At 39.9% G+C, this 19,479-nt stretch carries 17 protein-coding genes; 16 read left to right on the top strand and 1 reads right to left on the bottom strand.

The features are described from left to right. The first annotated feature begins 99 nt into the window (after positions 1-99). From YC6258_RS16615 to YC6258_RS16590, 5 genes are all read left to right on the top strand, one after another. Entirely contained in the window at positions 100-399 is a 300-nt protein-coding gene (locus YC6258_RS16615) for a hypothetical protein (protein ID WP_044617950.1), read from the top strand. Between the two features lie 4 nt (positions 400-403). Then, the gene (locus tag YC6258_RS27475) at positions 404-886 is read left to right on the top strand and encodes a DUF7919 family protein (RefSeq protein ID WP_052830359.1); all 483 of its coding nucleotides are present in this window, start codon (positions 404-406) and stop codon (positions 884-886) included. Between the two features lie 315 nt (positions 887-1,201). Next, positions 1,202-1,573 carry a hypothetical protein gene (locus YC6258_RS16600; protein WP_044617949.1) on the top strand — a complete coding sequence of 124 codons (372 nt, stop codon included), beginning with the start codon at positions 1,202-1,204 and terminating at the stop codon, positions 1,571-1,573. A gap of 161 nt (positions 1,574-1,734) precedes the next feature. After that, the gene (locus YC6258_RS16595) at positions 1,735-2,697 is read left to right on the top strand and encodes a transposase (protein WP_052830357.1); all 963 of its coding nucleotides are present in this window, start codon (positions 1,735-1,737) and stop codon (positions 2,695-2,697) included. A gap of 631 nt (positions 2,698-3,328) precedes the next feature. Then, positions 3,329-4,651, top strand: a complete 1,323-nt coding sequence (locus YC6258_RS16590) for an anti-phage deoxyguanosine triphosphatase (protein WP_044617948.1) — start codon at positions 3,329-3,331, stop codon at positions 4,649-4,651. Positions 4,652-5,734: 1,083 nt separating this feature from the next. Here YC6258_RS16590 and YC6258_RS16580 read toward each other — a convergent pair. Continuing rightward, a complete protein-coding gene (locus YC6258_RS16580) occupies positions 5,735-6,607 on the bottom strand; it encodes an aldo/keto reductase family oxidoreductase (protein ID WP_044617946.1) in 873 nt (290 codons plus the stop codon). Between the two features lie 116 nt (positions 6,608-6,723). On the opposite strand from YC6258_RS16580, the gene YC6258_RS16575 reads away from it, so the two are divergent. From YC6258_RS16575 to YC6258_RS16525, 11 genes are all read left to right on the top strand, one after another. Beyond that, positions 6,724-7,623: a LysR family transcriptional regulator gene (locus YC6258_RS16575; RefSeq protein WP_211264548.1), complete on the top strand. Its 900-nt coding sequence runs from the start codon at positions 6,724-6,726 to the stop codon at positions 7,621-7,623. Positions 7,624-8,210: 587 nt separating this feature from the next. Continuing rightward, the gene (locus YC6258_RS16570) at positions 8,211-8,498 is read left to right on the top strand and encodes a YciI family protein (protein WP_044617944.1); all 288 of its coding nucleotides are present in this window, start codon (positions 8,211-8,213) and stop codon (positions 8,496-8,498) included. A 116-nt stretch (positions 8,499-8,614) separates the two neighbouring features. Then, positions 8,615-9,034: a GFA family protein gene (locus YC6258_RS29065; protein WP_082070761.1), complete on the top strand. Its 420-nt coding sequence runs from the start codon at positions 8,615-8,617 to the stop codon at positions 9,032-9,034. A 395-nt stretch (positions 9,035-9,429) separates the two neighbouring features. Further along, a complete protein-coding gene (locus YC6258_RS16565; protein WP_044617943.1) occupies positions 9,430-9,855 on the top strand; it encodes a hypothetical protein in 426 nt (141 codons plus the stop codon). A gap of 768 nt (positions 9,856-10,623) precedes the next feature. Further along, on the top strand, positions 10,624-11,028 hold the full coding sequence (locus tag YC6258_RS27470) for a hypothetical protein (RefSeq protein ID WP_052830356.1): 405 nt from the start codon (positions 10,624-10,626) through the stop codon (positions 11,026-11,028). A gap of 90 nt (positions 11,029-11,118) precedes the next feature. After that, positions 11,119-11,628, top strand: coding sequence for an O-acetyl-ADP-ribose deacetylase (locus YC6258_RS16550; RefSeq protein ID WP_044617942.1), 510 nt, complete (start codon positions 11,119-11,121; stop codon positions 11,626-11,628). A gap of 124 nt (positions 11,629-11,752) precedes the next feature. Next, positions 11,753-12,226: a macro domain-containing protein gene (locus tag YC6258_RS16545; RefSeq protein WP_044617941.1), complete on the top strand. Its 474-nt coding sequence runs from the start codon at positions 11,753-11,755 to the stop codon at positions 12,224-12,226. A gap of 137 nt (positions 12,227-12,363) precedes the next feature. Continuing rightward, positions 12,364-13,101 (top strand): hypothetical protein, encoded by a 738-nt coding sequence (locus YC6258_RS16540; RefSeq protein ID WP_211264547.1) that lies wholly within the window; start codon positions 12,364-12,366, stop codon positions 13,099-13,101. Between the two features lie 265 nt (positions 13,102-13,366). Continuing rightward, positions 13,367-13,822 (top strand): hypothetical protein, encoded by a 456-nt coding sequence (locus tag YC6258_RS16535; protein WP_044617939.1) that lies wholly within the window; start codon positions 13,367-13,369, stop codon positions 13,820-13,822. 113 nt (positions 13,823-13,935) lie between these two features. After that, positions 13,936-14,103: a hypothetical protein gene (locus tag YC6258_RS30680; protein ID WP_211264546.1), complete on the top strand. Its 168-nt coding sequence runs from the start codon at positions 13,936-13,938 to the stop codon at positions 14,101-14,103. 101 nt (positions 14,104-14,204) lie between these two features. Then, positions 14,205-19,316: a hypothetical protein gene (locus tag YC6258_RS16525; RefSeq protein ID WP_044617938.1), complete on the top strand. Its 5,112-nt coding sequence runs from the start codon at positions 14,205-14,207 to the stop codon at positions 19,314-19,316. The last annotated feature ends 163 nt before the right edge of the window (positions 19,317-19,479 follow it).

The following is a 19,479-nucleotide window of genomic DNA, read 5'->3' as shown; positions in this document are numbered from 1 at the left end:
ATTTTTTTGTTCTGTAAGGTAGTAGCGAATCAGCATTGTTTTGTTTTTTTTATTTTAAAGTGGGTGTCCTGTTATATTTGAAATGGTTCTGGCGGAGAATTGGTTACTTCAAATGGCAATATTGTTCAAAGTCAAGTCTCTAGTGAGGTTCAGCGCGCGCTGTACCAGAACAATAAAGTTGACATTCTTACCGGTGTCCATGGGTTTCCTAATGGTACGATGACGAAAGAATTGCAATTTTTAATCGATGATGTTGCCAAGTTTGGAGACTTGCCGGGCGTAACAGTTCACAACATCAATGATATGACTAAATCGCAAATTCAAAGCGTTATGAAAAATGATAGTACTGTAATTGGAGCCTTTTGTAACAGTGGCGCTTGTTTGAGGCCTTTGGAGTAACTTGATGACGAAATATGTAGACCTTTCACCCTATGTTTATGTCGAAGATTTTAAAAATGATCAAACGCTAAACGTAGGATGGTTAGATGCTAGAAGCCAATTTGAATCCGAAAGGCCTACAGAAAGACTTTTGGAAACTTTATGGGAATTTTGTTTGGTTTCCATAGCCCAAACTCGAGGTATTCACGAATGCGACTTATGCCGAATTACAACTACGATTATAGAAGAGAGAAATGGAATTAGTCTTGCATTGGGTAGTGCAGAAATTCGCGTGATTGGTGAAAAAGGAGCAGTTTATGCGGCTCCCAACCTAATTTACCATTACGTAAAAGAGCACAATTATGTGCCGCCTAACGAGTTCTTAAGAGCACTACAAAATGGGCCTAGGCCATCAAATGATGAGTATTTTTTGGAGCTTAGGAAGTTAGGCTTGACTTGGAGTGAGACTCTAAAAGGCGGTGATGCAGGTGAGAGGTTTTCGTTTTAGTTAGAAATTAAATGTTACAAAGAGTGCAGAGAAAGCATCGACACTGAAACCTGGCCCATATGCGAAAGAATCAATACCTGGCCACATGGGCAAACCAACGGCAGCGGAGCAGAGACAAGTTAATGAGCTCATGAAAAAGCATGGCTGTCATACGTGCGGCACAAAAGATCCCGGAACAAAAAACGGTAATGCCGTAGTGGATCATCAGACTCCACAGGCTCTTGGTGAAACAACAAAGTTTTATCCGCATTGCATTAACTGTATGCGTAGGCAAGGCGGTGAAGTTTTGCAAGAGAAATTGAAGCGGGGGAATTAATGGAAGTCACTTTATCTGTGCCGAACGCGATAATTTTTTTATACGATTTGGCCAGCAAAAATATTCAAGTTCCAGAGTATATTGATAATGTTTTAGTTGCTGCCAATGAAAAGTGTATTTCTATTGGTACACAAGCATATGTTGATGGTGACGTAACGATTAGGTTATTGAATCAGATTGATGATTCAGATAAGCAATCGTGCGAGCAGGTCTTTGATGGATATATCAGCACACCAGGAAAGAAACTAGCGGTATCTACAAGTGAAGAAAACGCGATTCTTCAGATTGATGTGAAAGGAGAGAATACCCAAGTGTCTGCTTGGGTTGATGATTCTGATTTTCCTAGCTTAGTATTAATTGAAGCTCAATAATCCTAAAGCCCGCATTCGCGGGCTTTTTAATGTGCGGCTTGTTGAATCACCGGAGACATAACACGGAGACATAACAGGACACCCATCTTAACTATTGATATTCACGCCAACAACCGGCACTATTCGATACTGTATATTTATCAGTATAAGGATGTATGATCATGACCCGATCAAGGAAGTCGCAAATCTCACTTGAAGCCACGCCTTATTATCACTGTGTTTCCCGCTGTGTCCGTCGGGCGTTTCTGTGCGGAGTTGATGCCCTCACCCAGATTAGCTACGAACATCGCCGCCAGTGGGTTGAGGATAGACTGTTGTGGCTGGGTGAGATATTCGCCATCGATATCTGCGCTTATGCCGTCATGTCTAACCATGTCCATGTGGTGCTGCATATCAATGTACTCCAAAGCCGGCAATGGTCAGCAGAAGACGTTGTGATGCGGTGGCATCGTCTGTACAGAGGCTCACCACTCAGCCACCGGTTTCTGAAAGGTGATGTCTTCTCACCGGCAGAACAGCAGGCGTTTGAAGCCTTAGTGGCCCAGTGGCGGAAAACCCTGACCTCCATCAGTCGGTTTGTGGCAGTGCTTAATGAAGGTATCGCCCGGCGTGCCAATGCCGAAGATCGCTGTACCGGTCGTTTCTGGGAGGGCAGGTTTAAGTCTCAAGCATTGCTCGACGAACAGGCCTTGGCCGCCTGTATGGCGTATGTGGATCTGAATCCCATTCGAGCCAGGATGGCTGATACACCGGAAACATCTGACCATACCTCCGTTCAAATGCGTATTACTTGCGCCAAGGCGTCCAAACAACCCAGTGATTTACTCCCTTTTGTTGGCAATCCCAGAGCAGACATGCCCGAAGGTTTGCCCTTCAAATTAAGCGATTACCTGGAATTGGTGGATTGGACCGGCAGAGCGATTTGGGAAGACAAACGTGGATTTATTGCAAAATCACTTCCTCCCATTCTGATCCGCCTGAATATTTCCGGTAAACAATGGCAACAATTAACACAGCAATTTGAAAAACAGTTCAGGTGTTTTGCTGGGCAGAGGTCGTCGTTTGAGAAAGTCAGAGATTATTTTCAGTTAAGCCGAACGCCACCGAATTTGTTGGCGCCCTGATTTCCTATCACGCCATCAAGTATCCTACTTAAAAGCTTGGCTCCTCAAGTAACCTGCTACGCCTTCAGGTCAGCCAGAACTATATTTGTTTGCTTTGGAACAAGATGTATATAGTTTGGTTCTGTAGTCACCCTGATTCATTCGATTTTTTTGCAAGGTAGTAGCGAATCATCGTTGCCTTGTTTCGTTTTTTTATTTTAAAGTGGGTGTCCTGTTATATTTTATGGATACCATATTTTAAAGTGGGTGTCCTGTTATATTTTGCGAATCATCGTTGCATTTTTTTGTTTTTTTATTTTAAAGTGGGTGTCCTGTTATATTACCGTTGTTAGCCCCAGTCGTTTGTCGATTTCTCTGAGCAATAACATGCCGCCATCCTAAGAGATTTCACCACCATCAAAATTCACGTCGACTTTACGGCGTTTGATGGGTGGAAATAAGTAGGAAGTTTGGTAGCATTCTGTCATCACGGAGCCGTTCTTGTTTTGTGTGATAGCGTTCATAAAATAAGGCTAAAGCCATTCCCAATAATTTGAAGCAATCGCGGATTGACCAACTGGATCCAGATGAGTTATTTAGTCATAACCATATAATGATTGTTTAACAGTAAATATAAAGATAAGGAGTTTGCATGGATCAATGGGTTCAGCGCCAAAGTGACAGAAAACGTAGTTCAGATACTAAAGATGAGTATTTTTTTAGAATAGATCGAAGCCGAGTTATCAACTCTCTAGCGTTTCGCAGGCTGCAATCAAAGACTCAAGTTCATGGGGTTGGCGAAAGTGAGTTTTTTAGAACTCGATTAACTCACTCAATGGAGGTTGCCCAGGTAGGAAATTCGATAACATATCGTCTTAATTACATTGCAGATCAAAGAGATTGTCCTAGCAAGGACTGGTTGGCTCCTGTTTCATTGATCGAAACAATTTGTTTGGCACATGATTTGGGACACCCGGCTTTTGGTCACAATGGTGAAAGAACACTTAATTTCTTTTTGCATGACGATGGTGGTTTTGAGGGAAATGGGCAGACATTTCGAATACTGAGTAAGTTGGGAGAGTACTCTAGTGAGTTTGGTTATAACCTTACTCGTAGAGCTTTGTTAGGTATTATTAAATACCCGGTACTACATAGTCAGTTAAAACGTCAGTATCCTAAACCAGAATTATTGTCCACGACTGATATCAGAAAATGGTCACCTCCAAAGTGTATTCATGATACGGAAAAAGATACCCTGGACTGGGTGTTAAACCCATTTTCAGACCGAGATAAAGAGCAATTTACTTCCGTGGTAGAAGTGAAAGGTAAATTGAAATCTCAATATAAATCATTTGATACGAGTATTATGGAATGTGCAGATGATATCGCTTACGGTGTTCATGATCTTGAAGATGCTTTAGTTATGCAGCTTTTAGATCGGCATAAAGTGTGTGAGAAGTTGAGGTGCGAGCTTGAAGAGCTATCTTTACTTGTGACTAAATCTTGGGGATCAGCTAACAAAAGCTATCTTTCTGCAAAATTAGCTTCAGGTAAGTTAGAAGACACTAAGGCTGCTATCAGTAGTATTATTAATATATTTGTTCGAGGAACTACAATTTTTAAGCAAGACAAATTTGAAAGTCCATTGCTAGACTTTCAGTGCATAATGGATAGTGAGCGTAAAGATATTCTCGGCTCATTTAAAGAATTTGTTTACGACCAAGTTATATCTCAGCCTAGTGTACAGACACTAGAATTTAAAGGACAGAAAATAATTACAGACTTGTTCATCGCTCTTAAATCGAAACCATATTCTTTATTACCAACCATTGTTCAAGAGAAAATAACAGAAGAATCAAACTTAGATCGCATTATTGCTGATTATATCTCTTCTATGACAGACATAGAGGCGTGCAAACTGTACCAAAGGCTGTTCACACCTGAACAGGGTTCAATATTCGCTCCGTTAGTTTAAATTTATAATAAGTTGTTTAAAACTAAAATGCTGGCATCATTTGGTCCTTTAACGAAGTTTTTAATTATGAGTGCGTTTCGGGAACGGTTTTAAATTTTTCTTCTGCTGTTCAAGGGCTACAGTTGATTTAATGTGGTCTACACGAGAGGAGGGTCGGAAAGTCATCCAGTCACAAGTTAGTGCTCAAGGTATAGCGTTACCTTGGAAGGATAAGAAAGCATTTAGATATGAAATGGTTTCTGAAGAAATTAACAATTACAAAAGGAGGGTGTTCAAAGTCCAGTGGTTTCCCGGTCACACGCAATTCTAACAATAAAAATCTACGGGCTGTAGTGGTTACAATAAGGAGGTTCAAGGTTTGTTAGGTAACGCGGTATTGCTATTGATGGTTGAAGAAGGTGTTGGTAGATAACTGGCTTTTCTCTCAGGTGAATCCAACTACACCGACTGGATGAAACCGCGCTTATACGGTTAACATGATAAATATATATAGCTACGGAATATCAGTGGTCGAACCGGTGTTTTCTAATTTCTGTGTGAACAAGAAATTAAATCGTTTTTAGCTTGAGAACTAAAACCAGTATTCAAGCACAATGGCAGTTGTATTGTATGATTCATAATATTGAGAAGTGGATGAACTACGGAGAGTTAAGTAAAGCAGCGTAATTGTTCAATAAAGCGCCAATTGCTCGCCGTAATAAAACAACACGGTTTATTAACCTGTTAATATCAATAATTTAAATTTACAGGTCTGTGAAATTAAAATTTTGAGGGAAGGGGCCTTTCGCTTAAAATAGGTTTTTCTACAGGCTCGTTATGCTTCCACTACGCCCAGCTGCTGCTGTGCTAGGCGTTAGTGGAAAGCACCATCACTCATCTAGGGCACCTCTGAAAAATGACCTATTTTCGCGCAGGAGGTTGTCAGCGCCAGTCTCACATCCTCATTTACGTCAGTAAACTGCGTTGTTGCGAGTGGTGCTTCCTCGCCTGCATCAAAACTATTCCTATTTTCAGAGGCCACCTAGAGTTATGTGGGTAGTTTTACTTATGCCTACTTCAGTTATAGGTTTAAAGCAGATATTTTTAGATATCAACGGCAATATTATTTAATTTGGTAATGGCTTCACTCGGTAAAATCAATTCCGCTGCGGATAGGTTTTGTTGTAGATGCTTGGTCGAAGATGTTCCTGGTATTAATAGAATATTAGCTGAACGCTGAAGCAGCCAAGCCAAAGCGACTTGCATTACTGTGGCATTTAGTGATATTGCAACCTCTTCTAAAATGGAAGATTGTAGTGGTGTGAAGCCGCCAAGTGGAAAGAAAGGTACATAGGCAATGTCTTCTTTTGCAAGCAGATCAATAAGTGCATCGTCTCTTCTGTGTACTAGGTTGTATTGGTTCTGTACACAAACAATAGGGGTAATGCTGCGGGCTTCCTCAATTTGATTTGCGGTAACATTGCTGACACCTAAGTGATGTATCAGACCTTCTTTTTGTAACTCGGCCAGTACGGATAATGGTTCTGCTATAGAACCTTCGGCTGGGCCATATGGATCAAACATAGCTCGAAAATTTACCACCTCGATTTGTTCTATGCCAAGGTTGGTCAGATTATCATGCACTGCTTGAATAAGTTCAGGTTTTGATAAGGCTAGTAACCAATCACCTTTTTCATTGCGACGAGCACCAACCTTAGTCACCAGTGACAGTTCTTTAGCATAAGGGTGTAACGCCTCACGAATGATTTGGTTCGTAATGTGTGGGCCGTAAAAATCGGAGGTATCGATATGGTTAACACCGCTTTCTATTGCAGTTTGAAGAACGGCAATGGCTTCTTTTTTATCTTTAGGCGGACCAAAAACACCGGCGCCAGCCAACTGCATAGCGCCGTATCCCATTCGGTTGATTGTTTTATTACCTAGCTTGAATGTACCAGCTTGTTGAATGTTAACCATGATGATTTTCCTGCGTGAGATGTGGGTAGATGATCTATTCTAGGTCTCATAATTTTGTGCGACAATCCCACTTAATTGGAACGCATTGTGCGAGATTTAGAACAATGAAATCATCTATGAATGACATTGCGGCATTTTTTGCTGTTGCCAGAGCCGGCGGTTTTCGGGAGGCTGCAAGAGTAGAAAATATAAGTGCTTCACGTTTAAGTGATGCCATACGACGCTTAGAAGGGGAGCTGGGAGTAAGATTATTTCATCGTAATACTCGCAGTGTTGTCCTTACGGAAGTGGGTATGGTTTTGTTAGAACGTATGAATCCTATTATGAGTGAATTTGATTCTGCGTTAGATATGGTCAATCTATATCGTGATAAACCAGCGGGTAAACTTCGTCTTAACGTACCTGTAAGCGCCGTAAAATTAATATTGCCAGCTATTGTCCCTGCATTTTTGGAGGCCTATCCTGATATTGAACTTGAAGTGACGGCGGAGAGTAATGTTATCAATATTATTGATGCAGGTTTCGATGCTGGTATTCGTTATGACGAGCGACTAGAGCAGGATATGATCGCTGTTCCTATCGGCCCACGCCAACAACGATATGCTTTAGCCGCTGCGCCTAAATTGTTAGATAGATTAGGTCAACTAACTCACCCTCGTGATCTACTAAATTATCCTTGTTTAACGGGGCGGTTACGATCAGGGGTAGTCAACACTTGGGAATTTGAGAAAGATAATAAAATTATAGAAATAAAAGTTTCAGGACCTTTAGTGGTTAATATAGGAAGTGCTGTTGATCTTGCTGTTGATGCTGCGGTTGCTGGTACGGGTGTTGTTTATTTGTTCGAAGAATGGTTACAACCCTATTTTGATTCAGGGCAACTTGAGCCAATTCTTGAAACTTGGTGGTTGTCTTTCAGTGGGCCGTATTTGTATTATTCTGGTCGAAAATTGGTGCCTACTCCCTTACGAACGTTTATTGATTTTATAAAAGATATGAACAAAGATGAGTCATAAGCAGTAACGAGTTTGCGTGTTCTATCGTATCCTGGTTCTAAGCGTTGTTGTTTCTTAGGTTTTATTAAATAGAGGTATTTAGAGATACCTCTTAGTTAATGCGTTTACCGCTTCGGATAACCAATTCAAGTAAATTAAGGTTCCGTGCACGATCAAGTTCGCTACGGCACAAAGTTAAAATCAGGTGGCACCCAATCGTTAAACTGGGTGCCAGGTTAACAAAAAATTGGGAATCTCCGGTTACAATTGTCATTCTATTAATCCGGCAAGCATACATGTCGGGTGAATAGTGTGATGCAGGGATGCACCGAGATGTCGGACAACACCATTGGCCATAGCCAGTGCGAGCCCCGATTAATCAAGTGGTCCGACGATTTGGGGTTTCGCGTAACACCGCCAGATTTTTCGGGGCGACAATTAAATAGATCAGGACGATCTATTTAATTTCCGGATTAATAACTACAGTGGTTTACCGGTCATACTCAATTCTAACAGATCAAAGCTACGGACCACTTCTTGTCCGAAGTTTTAGGCGTTAGGGTGCACAAGAAAATAGCAATCAGATATAACACAAAGGGTGAAATAAAATGTTTATTGTTCTTCTAAAATTCTCTGATAATAAAGCTAAAGCAAGTGAGTACATGGATAGCCATAATGCATGGATAAAGAAAGGATTTGATGATGATGTATTTCTTTTAGTGGGTAGTATTGAACCAGGTGCTGGCGGGTCGGTTATTGCTCACAATTCTACACTAGAAGAAATTCAGTCTAGAGTTAACGATGATCCATTTGTTTCAGAAGATGTGGTAAAAGCTGAGATCATAGAAATATCACCAAAAAAAGCAGATGAGCGCTTAAGTTTTCTATTAGCGTAATAATGCAAAGGCAAAAAAGCCCTAACAAACGCAAACACTGTCGCCAGCAAGCTGGCTGGACTCGCCACGCTCGTCTGTGTTGCGGGCGGTTAAGCATTAACTAGATCGGAGATAACATGGAAAAAAAACATAATGGAAGTTGTAGTTACGGCGACATTGAATTTTGCTTTGATAATGACCCGATAAATTCTATTTTTTGTTATTGTAAGGTGTGTCAAGCGCTCACTGGCTCAGATAAGTGGTTTGGGCTTTGGGTGTTAAAAAATAATTTTAAATTTACAAAAGGCACTCCTGCATCATATACGCGGTCAGGCGGTTCAGGAAAAGATGTAAACTATCTGTTCTGTGGCACTTGCAGCACTGTTTTATGCGCTGAGGTAACAGCAGGTAATTTTTACTCTGTATCAGCAACCTCACTAAAAAATAATAAGTTTACTCCAAAAATGTCAATATACGCATCTTCAGCTCCATCATGGGCAATCTTCCCTAACGATGTACCAAAATTTGACATTCTACCGCCAGGAATGGGAGGCTAAATGCCTAACAAGCGCATGTTGTTAGCCGCGCAAAAAATCCGCGCGGCTGGGATGGCTAGGCTGCCCAAAATGCGAACGTTAGAAATTTGAAATGGAAAGAATAGGCATAGTAGAAGAAGCTTTCGATGTCTTTATGAAAGTTGCCGAATTGGACCAGCAATAGAAAGAACATCCACTTTAACTATCAAGTAATAAACATGACAAGGAATATCCACTACAACCTTGTAGAACAAGGAAATTGCGAATAAATCAGGTTTACGACGAAATACAAGCTGTGTATATCTTGCTCCGAAGTAATCAAAAATATATTTCTGACTGATTTGAAGGTGTGAACTTCAATGGTTAAGATGGGTGTCCTGTTATGATTTTATCAATAAATATTCAGGAGAAAGTTTGTGGTAGAAGAAAAACAAAATGTAAAGCCAAGTAGATTCAATGCAGTTATCAAAAGCTTAATAATTAGTGTGGGCGGATATTTCACAACATATTTGGTATTTGCTGTGGTATATACATCAAATAGGGTATTCGGTGGCGATTTTGATATAGATACACCTGACCCGGAGAAAGCGAAATGGAAAATTATAAACTTTATTGTAGGTATGATTTTCCCATTCCTTGCAGGGTATTATTATGGACGGAAAAACAAAGGTGTCGAGACGCACAGTCATTATATTTTAGCTATTGGTACGGGTGTTTATGTTTTCTATTTAGCGGAAGGTCAGGCTAATATGCTCACGGTTGTTGCTTTGAGCTTGGCATCTGTTGCTGTTGTTTTGGGTGGGTTTAAGTTGGCGAGTAAAAGTACCCAAGTTGGGTTGTGAATAACTTGAAATAAGAAGAACATCCACTTTAACTATCAAGTAATAAACATGACAAGGAATATCCACTACAACCTTGTAGAACAAGAAAATTGCGAATGAATCAGGTTTACGACGAAATACAAGCTGTGTATATCTTGCTCCGAAGTAACCAGAATATATTTCTGACTGATCTGAAGGTGTAATTTGACCTCTGAGGAACCAAGCCTTTGGAAATAGCGGGTTACGTGGCTATTTGCTTAGGGATGAAATCCATTTACCAGAAATGTTCAGAAGGGTCAGAATGGAGAGAGTGATCCTGCAATAAACCGGCTAAGATGGGTATCCTGTTATATCATTATGCGTTACATAAAAAGTAAAACCAGGAGAGGAATATGTCAGATTGCATTACAACCTTCTTCGAAGCATGACAAATTGAGGAAGCGGAGCTTCGACTTGCCAAAATAAATAGTTCTGTGACAGCAACTATACGGTACGACGATCCTCGCACGCCCGAAACTGTAATTGGAATCGCAGCATTAAATAACTATGTAGGCATGTTTAACGCAAGTGCTCCAGGTTGGTCTGCAAAGGTTATTAAAAGTGATACAGTTGCCAGTGTCACTCGTGTCACTGTCGCTTTCGGCGGACCGGGGCCTGACAGTTCTGAACAGGTTCAATTCGGTCAATATTTTGTAGAAAAAGATGGAGATCTGGTGTCCCGTATGGTGGGGTTTGTGGGGACTGGAGAGTAGAGTTAAATCTGTGGGTTGGCGTGAGTAGTCACTTAGTATGAAGAAATGGCGCATCGAATATAGGCCAATGCATACAGAAACGCCTTTGAGTTTTTGGGTGCACAAGCAAGTGGATCATGATGTCTGGTACTATGCCAACGAATTCGAGCCACCGCTGCCAAAGGCTATACCCAGCAAGGGTTATCCTTTTCTTGTCGTTAATGCTATGGGGGTTGAACTGGAGTTTTCATCCGTAGCGGAAGTCGAGCATTTTCTGGCTGTCATCAGCCAAAAAAATATGCCGACAACTTGGAAACTTTCAAGGCAGAGAACAGCCAGCTACGGCCCGAATAGACATTGGTTAAGTCGTTTGCCTTCGGGTATTAAACCGCGGTCCAAGAGAGAACGAATCATTCCAATCGTAGAGAAGGCGCTAAATGACTTCAGAAAAGTCTGTGCCTGACAAAATTGCCATTGGTTTCACCAGTTTTAACGGAGGTTGTGTCGCTCCGTTTTCCGCTTTTGATGAAGGTGTTTGTGTAACAGATGATTTATGAGCGAAACCAAAATAATTAAAGCAGATATTACAGAACTGGATGTTGATGCCATTGTTAGTGCAGCCAATGCCGCGTTATGCGGTGGTGGAGGTGTCGATGGGGCAATACATCGTGCAGCAGGACCATTCTTACTTGAAGAGTGTCGTCAATTGGGTGGCTGCAAACCTGGGTTTGCAAAGATCACGGGTGGCCATAATTTAAAGTGCTGGCATATTATTCATGCTGTGGGACCAGTGTGGTACGGTGGTCACAAAGGTGAAGAGGACCTGCTGAGATCGTGCTACCGCGAGTCGTTGAAGTTGGCCAGCGCACATTCGGCAAAATCTATTGCTTTCCCAGCTATCAGTTGTGGTGCTTATCGTTTTCCTGTTGAGCTGGCCTGCAAAATAGCGGTAGAAGAGGTTCATAAATGGCTATCACAAGATGACTCCATCGATGTTGTATATTTCGTGTGCTTTGACAGTAAAATCAAACAACAATATCTGAATGCTATCGGTGAACAGTAATGCAGCGCGCATATAACAATCAGCAGCGGAACAAACTAAGCTACAGCAATTTGTGGTTTGCTACGCAAACTTTACCGCAAGCGCCTCTGATACATTTTTTCCTTGTGTGTGGCGTTAGATTTCAATGGAATTAGTAGAAATTAATGCGAATATAGAGAGTTTTGAAGCTGATGCTTTGGTGTATTCAACGAATCAATACCTTCATCTTAGTGGCGGGGTTGGGCAAGCCCTGGTGAAAAAATACGGGGTGGAAGTTCAAAATATATTAGATCGCTATCTCCGTGTAAAAAATATTGATGAGGTTGAAGTAGGGACTATTGTAGAAAGCGTTAGTGATAACATGCCCTGGAAACGTGTATTTCATACTGTTGCCACTGATAAAGAATATGAAACACAAAAATCTGTTGTGGAAAAAATCATCCGGTATGTACTTGAAACGTGTGAAGTTGATTTCTCTATTAGCTCCGTGGCATTTAGTGCACTGGGTTCAGGTTTTGGTAGTCTAACCTACGAAGAGTTTATGAAAATAATGCGCAGAGAGCTTGTGCGCTATCAACTAAGCAGTGCATTTAAAGTGTATGTGGTCAATAAAATCTAAGGGGCCTCTAACATTGGTGGTAACTTTAATTCGATATGGCTAAAAAATTTCCAGCTAGATTACATATATTAATAGCTTCTAGTTGTTCCAAGTCTGTCATATTCAGGCGAGGTCCTTCCAAAGAGGTCTGTACTTTTTTGTGGGATAGAAAAAGTGACTACATTGAATTAGGTCAGTGGATGAAGGGAAGAATTTACGAACGGCGTGCAGATATGTCACCTGATGGAAAATACTTCATTTACTTTGCCATGAACGGAAAATGGAATTCTGAAACACGAGGATCCTGGACTGCTATTTCAAAGGCTCCTTGGTTAAAAGCAATAGAGTTACATGCTAAAGGGGACTGTTGGGAAGGCGGAGGTTTGTTTTTGGATAAAAACTCCTATTGGCTGAATGACAGATACGCGAATCCAGGGAATAAACTAATTACATCAGGTTTAGTCAAGCAGAGCGAAAGCTATATTCCCGAAGGCAAGTTTGGTGCAGGAGATACAGGCGTTTACTACCGAAGGTTGTTGCGTGATGGCTGGAGTATTTTAAGGACAGAAGAATTTAGAATGTGGAATAAAACCACCATCTTTAGCAAAGCACTAAAAAATAACTGGAATCTGATAAAGATAGCTCATGAACAGGTAGGCTCTCCTGAGGGTAAAGGATGTTATTGGGATGAGCATATGCTAGAGAATACTGTTAGTGGTAGCCAGTTGATTTGTGAAGACTGGGAATGGGCTGAGAATGATGGACATTGTATCATTTGGTGTTCACAGGGCTGTTTGTATCGAGCATCACTTGATGATAGGCAAGAGCTGGGGAAAATAGTTCTTATCAAAGACTTTAATCAGTACAAGTTTGAGAATATTGAAGCACCCTACTAATAGGTTAACAGGCACGTGCATAGATAGGGTTACATGGCGCTTCCACAACCACTGAAAACTGATCAGATGATCGAGCCTGTGAAAGGCCATAAAAGAAACTGGTTTGTTCAGAATTTTATGTTTTGAAGCGAATTAATTAACATGATGTAATTAAACAGTTGTTGGACAATGCCAATAGCTGACAAGACAAGCCAGTGGACATAAAAAGTTTCGATTTTTTGCCCTCTGTTTTAGATCTTAGCCTTTCTATTCTCATGATTGATGTATGAACGAATATTTAGAACAGTACCAAGAAGAAAAAATAAAAATCATTCCGTTCAGAGAGGAAGGCCTCTATGAATACGGTAAGGGAGAAGTTAAAAAAGTTGATTCCAGAGACGGTGGCGAGTTGGTTCTATACAAACAAGAAGAACCTGAGCATGGCTTGATAATAATTAATTATGAAGGCTATGAAATCAGTCTGAGCATGCCTAGTTTCGGTGGCGTTATTCCCAGGAATTTTATAGAAGATTCAAAAACTGCTTTAGCGCGACTTCCGGAGTGGTTGCAGTTACTTGAAGTTAAAGGTTGTTTAAATCGAAAGGAATCAAATTTAGCTTGGATTGAGGTCTCTAAAGAGGGAATTGAGTTTCATTTTGTTGGAGTAAAAGTTAATGCTGAGTATGGAGCATTCTTTGAAAAAGATGAAGTTGGTACGTGGACTCTTGAAGGGCTTTGCTAGTGATTCTTGCCATCGACGTACAACGTTTTGGCTTTAGTCGTCAGTCACTCTAAGCCAAGTCTGAAATTAAAGCCGCTTATGACAATGCCAAACAAGCATTGTCGGGTGGTCTCGTGAAGACCAAAGCGCAGGCAACGAAAGAGGCGGAAGAGCTTAAGGTAGAGATTGAACGTCTCAAAGCTGAGCTAGAAGCCTACAAGCGAAAAGAAGCTCAATTTACGTCGCTGGCAACAAATCGCCTTCCACGTGCGGCAGAAAGGCATACAGATGGTCGGTGTTGATAAAGCTCCGTTAGAGGGAGCTGAGCTGCCTTCTAATACTGAAACTGCGAAAGTCCTCCGGCCGTTTGACAAAGAAATTCCACCTTCAGGGAGAATATAAAATGAATTTAGAAATAAAAAAACAAAGTAACCCGTTTTCTACTGGTGGTGGAGGAGTTAATTTCGAAACAAAAGTTCAAGCAGCTTTCGCACTATCCTTATTGACTAAATCTTGTGTTCCTTGTTTGAGTAACTATATGAGGGCTAAAGAGTTAAAGTTTCAGAACAAATATGATGGTGTAAATACTGATGATTTTGTATTGGTTGCTACTGATAAATCAGGTAATGAGAGTAAGATTTTTGCTCAGATTAAGCATGAAATAACTATTAGTAACTCAACAGATTCATTGTTTGCTGAAGTTATAAATAGTGCTTGGTCCGACTTTAAAGGATCAGGTTTCGATGCGGAAAGAGATTCTATCGCGTTAATAACAGGAAATTTAGCCAAGACTGATGTTAAAAATACTTTGCCGTTACTTGAGTGGGCTAAGTTTTCATCGAGTTCAGAGGACTTTGTAAGAAAATCTAGGACCTTAGGATTCACCAGTAGAGCGAAGCTAGAAAGGTTAGAAGTCTTTAGGAATCAACTTACTTCTGCTAACAATGGAGTGGCTATCTCAGAAGATGAATTATGGTCATTTTTAAAATCATTTCAGATATTACCTTTCGACTTAGACGCAGAGCATTCAATCGTAGCAAACTTACTTTGTTCATTGATTCAGTGTTACTCAGACGAGTTACCTTCTCTAGTCTTAGCTAGACTTGTCACCTGTGTTCAAAGTTTCAATCAGAATGCAGGAGTTTTAACTCAAAATAATATACCAGAAGATGTTAAGGTTTTATTTAAGAAATCAAATGACATTCCATTTGAGAATGATTTGATCAAGTTTTGCGAACGAAGCCAGCATATTTTTGACGGTATATCGACAACTATAAATGCATTTCATGTGGATAGAGCGGAACAATTATTAGCAATATCTAACTGTTACATGGATAGTGAATTTGTATTTGTTACAGGCGAGAGAGGGGCTGGAAAATCAGGCGTTGTTAAAGACTTTGTCGCAACAAAAAATATAGATGTCCCAGTCTTTTACTTAAGAGCCGAAGATTTAGATAAAAATCATTTAAATGAAGTTTTTACTTCTATGGGAATTACCTCTTCCCTGGGAGAAATTGAAAGTCATTTCTCATTGCTTCAAGAAAAGGTGCTCGTGATAGAGTCCCTAGAAAAAGTGTTAGAGCTAAATTTCCCCAATACTTTTGTAGAGCTATTGCACTACATAAAGAAACAGTCGGGGTGGACTATTATTGCTACAGGCCGAGATTATGCTTATCAACAGCTCGCGTTTAATTTCTTACAGCCTTGCTCTATACAATTTAGCAGCGTGAATATTGAAGGGCTTGATGATAGTCAAGTCGAGCAAGTTTGCGAGCATATTCCGGAACTTAAATCACTAGTAACTAATAACTCCTTAGTAGAATTACTAAGAATACCGTTTTTTATTGAAATTGCTGTAAGAGCCATAACAAATGGCGCTCAATTTGGGACTGGAGATACTGAGGAAGACTTTAAGGATACAATTTGGCGGACTGTCGTTGCAAAAGAAGCTGATAGAAAGTCAGGGATGCCAGATAGAAGGAGAGCAACCTTTATTAACATAGCAATAGAGCGAGCTAAAAAAATGCTCTTTGGTGTCAGAGCAAGCGGTTTTGACCCGGAAGTAATCGCAAAGTTAGAAGAAGACCATTTGATCTACAGAGATCAAAAATCATCTACTGTAAGTCCTATGCATGATGTTTTAGAAGATTGGGCTTTAGAGGATTTCATAGATAGAGAGTATTTTGATAATTATCATAACATTGCGAACTTTTTGTTAAAAATTGGAAGTGAACCAGCGATAAGTAGGGCATTTAGGTTATGGCTGTATAGGAAACTAAAATTTGATGATACGACTAATGAATTTGTAGAAGGTTTATTATCTTCGGACGAGATAGAGAGTTATTGGAAGGACGAGGCAATTGCTGCAATTATGCAGCATGACTCTCCTGGAAGATTTATTAATTCACTTAAGCGCCAGCTTCTTAAAGATGATTGTGTTCTTTTGACACGGTTTTGTTTTATTCTCAGAATAACGTGTCAAAGACCAATATCTCTATACAACGGACTACAGGTAAAAGATAAAAAATCGGGCTTGCTAAAATCTCTCTTCTTACAACCATATGGAGAAGGTTGGGATGCACTATTCCATTTTATTTATGAGGAAAAAGATAATTTAAGTAACTCTGTGCGTACTCAAATTATTGAATTGATAGATGAATGGTCTAGTCTCGTTAATATACATGATGAGTTGCCAAAAGCGTCTGAAAAAGTTGGTTTTTTAAGTTTATGGCTCCTTGATAAGGTTAAAGATTCATACCGCGGAGAGGGGCAAAGAATAAAAATATTAAATGCTTTATTAAAAGTTTCCACAGCCATTAAAGATGATTTTGATGAATTGATGAAACAGGACGTTTTCATCTCCAAGATAAAGCCTAGGCGATTAAGTTATGTTGATGAGCTGAGTAGTTTAGCACTTATAGGCTTCAATGTTCCTATGTTGTGTAAGTTTTATCCTGACTTCGTAGTTAAACTTTCAATGCATGAGTGGCTGTTGGAAAAAGCCGAAGAGGATGATTATGGCTACGAGTCATATCGAGTAGACGTAGAGGAATCATTTGGGCTAGATACAGAACGAGATTTTTTTCCTGCAAGCGGTGCCAAAGGCCCTTTCAAATATCTTCTTCAATTTAAGCCAAGGCTAGGCTTAGATTTCATTATTAGATTGTGCAATGTGACGGCACAAAAGTATTCAGAATCGGAATTTTCTAAACCTCAAGACAATGAAGAAGACACTATTTACGCCTTCGAAACAGTTGCTAAACAAGTCGATATAACCCTGAACGATGGTTCAGTAGTTAAACAGTATGCATCTCCTCACCTCTGGAAGGGATATAGAGGACAGTCTACGTTGCCCTACTTATTACAGAGTGCTCTTATGGCGTTGGAGAACTGGTTAGTTGAGTACGTTGACAATTGTGGTGAGAATAATGAAATAGATTGGATTTTTGATTATGTTCTTCGCTCTAGTAATTCAGTAATGCCTACATCTGTTTTATCTTCTGTGGCCACAGGTTTCCCTAATAAAGTAGGTAAAGCCGCCTTGCCTTTACTTAAAACTGCAGATTTATACCATTTAGATTTGATTCGAATGACACAAGAAATGGGTGGGAATGAGATGCATTTCTTTGGTCTTGATAGGGATGGATTGTCGAAAATATACATAGAAGAGAGAAGAGCAGCAGCACTTAGACCGTGGAGAAAAGAGTCATTGGAAACCTTATTAACAAGACTTCAGTTCGTAAATGAGCTAAGGGATGATGTTTTAAAAATTGTTGATGAATTGAAAAATGAAGCTACTGTAAGGAATGAAAAAAGCCTTCGGTATATGGTGCACAGAGTCGATACAAGGACTTGGGAAGTAGTTGAAGACAAGAAAAATGACCGAGTATTGTTGCAAAGCTCATCAGAGCTTCCGGAAGATTTAAAGCTGGATCAACAAGAGTTTAATGAAAAGCATGCAATGGATAACACCGTAACTAGTTTAAACTTATGGGGTAGAAAACTATTCGATGAGAAATTACTAGAAGAAAAATACTTCTCTTCATATCAGGATGCGTTAATAGCGACTAAGGGATTGCTCAACGCCCTCCAAAAAGGTGAAATTCACAACTTTGCCGATATGGCAGTTGGCACAATAACAACTGTTGCAGCGGTTTGTGTCCGTGATGTTCTTTTAGAATTGAGCGATGAAGATAAAAAGTGGTGCTTAGGAATTATCCTAGAGTCAATATTCATGCACGCAGACAATATGAATGGGACAACAACACACGATAAGACTGATCGTTATGGTTCTGGAGCGTGTGCATTTGTCTTACCTAAGTTACTTGATTTAGATCTAGATTTAGAACAGATAGAGCATGTGAAGTTTGCTTTAGCTACAGCGTTAACACATGAGAACCTTAATGTTAGTGCTTGTGCTGCTAAGGGAGTAAGAGAGTTTCTTTGGTCTAGAGATGCTGAATTAGCATCCCGTTGTATAGGTGGAATAGTTGAGTATGCCAGATTCCGAAGAGAAGATCGTGAGGTACGTAGGTTTTATCATTTACAAGGTGATGAATTACAAGCCGCTATCGAAAAATGGAATGATCTTTTAACAGCTTTTCGTAACGATTTGGTTGATGGAAAGTTCAAGCTTTCAGTTAACGATATATCTTTGGAAAGCCACTGTTCGTGGTTTCTTCATTTACCAATTCTAATGATTCCTTACTGTACTACGGATGAGATGCAGATTCAGTTGGTAAATAGGTTACTGGGTTTTGTATTTGATAGGGATTATCAAAACCGTCGTTCAAGTGGTGATGAAAAAATAAACCATGAAATAAAAAAGCAGATTCAAGATTGTCTTTCTGACCATATTGTTTATTCAAGAAACAATAACTTCATGCCCTTTAAAGATCTATTGATCTTCGGGTGCTCAAAAGCTCCTGGTTTCATTTATTCGTTAACACTCTCCTATCATGTCGCTGTAGAAAAAGAAGGTGATTATGATGCAGTATGGGCACTTTGGTGCTTGTTAGCACCAGAAGCACACAAGATTGCTTTAAATGACGTTAATGATCGTTATATCGGTTTGCAGAATGATCTAAATCAGCTGCTGCGTGGAATGATGTATGCGGATTGTCCTTGGCAAGGACATGAGAATGAAGAGAAAGATATGAAACTAGGTGCTAAATACTTGCTCGGTTTTGCAAGGCAATCTGCACATAATAGCCATGTGTTTGAAGCCTTGTCCTCGTTAATTTATAACTTTTACGATGTGTTCTTTGAAGAAGGTATTCAGATTTTAGCTGAGCATTTTAGGGCCAATCGACATATTATCGCGAAGCAAGTGAATACTGCATTCTATATAGAAATGGTGGTTGGACGGTTTTTACAGATAGAAAATCGCAGAACACTTAGTAGAAGAATGTACGATATATGTCTACTTCTCTTAACAGGAATTGTAGAAACTGGATCTGCTAGAGCTTATTATTTACGTGAAGAATTGATTCGTTCTCGAAGGATTTCTGCCTAGAGGGTTAGAGTGACCATTTTTTACAAAATGATGATGACTTAGCTGAGTATAAAGAGATGATTCCTCGATCTTTTATTAGTCTATGACTAGATCACAAGTTCAGTATACTCAGACGGATAGCTTCAATGGTGGATTAGCTCCCAATCAGAAAGAGAAAGAATAC

Source organism: Gynuella sunshinyii YC6258 (genome assembly GCF_000940805.1).
In the GTDB taxonomy this organism is placed as follows: Bacteria; Pseudomonadota; Gammaproteobacteria; order Pseudomonadales; family Natronospirillaceae; genus Gynuella; species Gynuella sunshinyii.
The sequence above is the reverse complement of the archived record's forward strand: the minus strand, read 5'-3'. Positions and strand labels throughout refer to the sequence as shown.